Below are 3,423 nucleotides of genomic sequence, written 5' to 3'. Positions count from 1 at the left end.
CTAACGGGATTAAAAAATCGGAAGTTTTTAATATGCGATCTAATAATTTTCTTAATTACGCCCATATTAGCGTTGGCAATTCGGTTAGATGATGATTTTACGGTTGAACCATACAAATATGGGTTGCTAGTAGCAACGCTGATGTTTTTAGCGGTAAAAATAACTGTATTTGCTCAGTGGGGCTTTTACAAGCATTACTGGCGCTATGCCACTATTGATGAGCTGGAGCATATGGTGATGCTTACAGTGGGGGCTACAGTATTGCAAACCATAGTTTTTAAGATGCTGTTTTATGTGAGCGATTTGGGGGTAGATAGGTTACCGAGATCGCTCCCCTTGCTGGACGGGATTCTCAGTTTGCTGTTAGTTGCGGCCAGCCGTTTCAGCATTCCCGCGCTCGCCAGACTCAGACAAGGACGTAAGAAATCTTACAAAGGAGATCGCGTCCTTATCGTTGGAGCGGGCAGCGCAGGCATATCCCTAGTGCAAAAAATGCAACATAGTCCCTCTCTGGGTATTTATCCAGTCGCGTTTATTGACGACGATCCCAAAAAATTCAACTTAAATATTTGCAGAATTCCTGTACTGGGCGATCGCTATAAAATTCCCGAAGTGGTGCGCTCTATGCACATCAGCAAAGTGATAATTGCTATGCCTACAGTTCCGGGTAGAGACATTCGGGAAATCGTAGAAATTTGTCAATCAGCGGGAGTTGGAACGAGTACGCTACCGCCCATCAATGAAATCCTCAATGGCGATCTCAAGATGAACAGCGTTCGGGATGTACAGATAGAGGATCTGTTGCGTCGCGAACCAATCCAAACCGAGGTAGATAAAATCTCTAGATTGCTAAAGGGTAAAACAGTTCTGATTACCGGAGGGGGAGGGTCGATCGGCAGCGAACTTTGTCGGCAAATTTTTAAATGTCGCCCTGCGGAAATGATCCTGATAGGACACGGAGAAAATTCCGTATTCAATATCCAACAAGAACTGCAACAGCTTGTGGAAGAATTAAAACACAATGGGGAAAAGCAACAAGAGATTCCTCGCATTACAGCATCGATCGCAGATATTCGATTTTCCTCGCGACTGAAGTACATTTTTGAGAAATACAGGCCAGAAATAATTTTTCACGCTGCGGCTCACAAGCACGTCCCCATGATGGAATTAAACCCGCCAGAAGCAATCACCAATAATGTGCGGGGTACAAAAAATCTGGTGGATATGGCATTGCAATACAATGCCCAACACTTTGTCATGATCTCCACAGACAAAGCCGTTAATCCCACTAATATTATGGGAGCTAGCAAGCGAATTGCCGAAATGATGGTACTGCGAGCCGCCCAAAAAACTGGCAGACAGTTTGTCGTGACTCGTTTTGGCAATGTCTTGGGTAGCAGGGGTAGCGTTGTGCCAACCTTTAAGCGGCAAATTGCGGAAGGTGGCCCGATTACAATTACCCATCCAGATATCACTCGTTTTTTCATGACAATTCCAGAAGCGGTGCAGCTGGTTTTGCAGGCGGCAGTCCTGGGTAAGGGTGGTGAAGTATTCATGTTCAATATGGGGCAACCAGTCAAGATCCTCGATTTGGCAAAAGATTTGATTCGCCTCTCCGGATATGAAGTAGGCAAAGACATTGATATCGTCTTTACGGGGTTGCGTCCGGGAGAAAAATTGTATGAAGAACTGTTTATCGAAGGTGAGAAGTATGACCCCACCCAACACGAAAAAATTATGACTGTTGCCAATGCCGCTGGTATAGTACCGGAAATTGTTGATTTTAAGGTGGATGCTTTATGCGCGGCAGCAGATAAAAACGATACCTATTCGATCGTCTTTTTGCTGAAGCAGTTATTACCGGAATACAAGCCGAATCGGCCAGCTGACGAGCCAGCGCTGGAAGAAACAAGCTCAAATCTCAGCGTTAACTGGCGGTTACTTTATGAAGCTTGCCGTCAGATGCAGCTTTGGCAGCATGAATCTTCTAATGATGCAGGGATAACAGTAGACGTTAACCTTACTAGCGAACAATTTTTCCAACCTGACTTCGCCGCTCAGTTACGCCAAATCATCCAGGAAACCAATATCAATCCTGCTTGTTTGAGACTGGTAATTCCCGAAGATGCCCTCGCTCAAAATCCCAGTTTTGCTACTATTGCCTATGCTCAAATAAAAAGGTTGGGCGTGCAATTAAAACTAGATAACTGGGATAAATTAATTCCTTCTTTAGTTTCGAGCTTAATCGCTTTGTCGCCATCACCCAAAATGAATGACCGCGAAAGCGATGAGATAAATCACAGTGAATCTACGGGTATAAAAGAAGTTGAAATACCGATGGCGGAAAAATAGATTGTATGCAAGGATACAGATTAGGATGCTGGCATAACATATCAATATTGTGGGGGAATAAATATAAAAAACTACCTAAATTAATAGGAGGTTTGCTCGTGGTGATGTTGCTGACATCATGCGTAAGCACTCTGGCTAGGAATGACTCTAAAAAAACTATATCCTATGAAAGCAGTCTGGAAGATTTTACCAATCCTGAAAGAGGATTTTTTATAGCAATCGATCCGGTTAGGAATCAAGATACTTCTCCATTAGAGCTATCCGAACTGCGAAAGATCGGAAGTAAAAATATAACCTTGGTTCGCCGGATTTACTTGCTTTCAAAATTCCGAAACGGAATCATATCGCAGTCTTTTTTGGAGATGATATCCCAAGACTGCGAAACCGCCAGAAAAGCGGGAATAAAATTGATTATCAGGTTCTCATATAATTGGGTGGGTGGAGGTGATGATGCTCCCAGAGATACCATCCTTTCTCATATTGAGCAGTTAACACCCATACTGAAAGCTAATTATGATGCGATCGCCTATATAGAAGCAGGTTTTATAGGCTACTGGGGGGAATGGAATAGGTCTTCAAATGGTTTGGACAAGAACAATGAAGATCGAAAAGCAATCCTGTTTAAACTTTTATCAGCGTTACCCAAAGAACGTATGGTAGCAATCAGGTATCCCCGCCATAAACCAGAAGCTTTTAATAATAGCAAGAATCTCGAAGATCGAGAAGCGTTTAATGGTAGCGATCGCTCTCGAACTGGTTTTCATAATGATTGTTTTTTGGCTAGTATTGATGATAAAGGTACTTATAGAAGTACTATACCTATCATTGTTGACGCCCAAAAAAAGTATTTAAATATAGAAAATCTATATGTAGTTCAGGGCGGCGAAACTTGCCAACCTAGTGAATACGATGATTGTCCCAACACTTTAAAAGAACTATCACGAATGCGCTGGAGCGCATTAAATATGGATAACCCAGATGCTAGAGAAATTGTCAAAAAATGGCAAACTCAAGGCTGTTTGCCAGAAATCAAACGCAAATTAGGATATCGGTTGCGACTGGCAAAAACAG

2 protein-coding genes are annotated in these 3,423 nt (G+C 42.7%); both read left to right on the top strand.

Annotated elements, in window-relative coordinates; translation table 11 throughout:
- A partial coding sequence (locus tag H6S82_RS24825) for a polysaccharide biosynthesis protein (protein WP_199317953.1) occupies nucleotides 1-2,352 on the top strand: 2,352 nt, incomplete at its 5' end.
- A gap of 5 nt (nucleotides 2,353-2,357) precedes the next feature.
- On the top strand, nucleotides 2,358-3,423 hold a 1,066-nt coding region (locus H6S82_RS24820), incomplete at its 3' end, for a DUF4874 domain-containing protein (protein WP_199317952.1).

The organism is Planktothrix sp. FACHB-1355 (assembly GCF_014748295.1).
In the GTDB taxonomy this organism is placed as follows: Bacteria; Cyanobacteriota; Cyanobacteriia; order Cyanobacteriales; family Aerosakkonemataceae; genus Aerosakkonema; species Aerosakkonema funiforme_A.
Note: the sequence above shows the minus strand (reverse complement) of the source record. Positions and strands in the feature narration are given on the sequence as shown.